General features: G+C 44.8%; 1 protein-coding gene. It reads right to left on the reverse strand.

Features of this window, described 5'->3' with window-relative positions; genetic code table 11:
• A partial coding sequence (locus tag AC1M84_RS14315; RefSeq protein WP_481595242.1) for an EF-Tu/IF-2/RF-3 family GTPase occupies positions 1-288 on the reverse strand: 288 nt, incomplete at both ends.

Below are 288 nucleotides of genomic sequence, written 5' to 3' on the forward strand. Positions count from 1 at the left end.
CACAGTTCTCGCCCGCACGACCTTCGTCTAGAAGTTTACGGAACATCTCAACACCAGTTACTGTAGTTTTAACTGTGTCTTTGATACCTACGATTTCAACTTCTTCGCCTACTTTAACGATACCAGTTTCTACACGGCCAGTTACTACTGTACCACGACCAGAAATAGAGAATACGTCTTCGATTGGCATCAAAAATGCTTGGTCTACAGCACGCACTGGCTCTGGGATGTAAGAGTCAAGCGCTTCAACAAGAGCAACTACAGCATCTTCGCCATATTGACCTGATT

The sequence above is a fragment of the Acinetobacter sp. 24-47-66 genome (assembly GCF_056779755.1).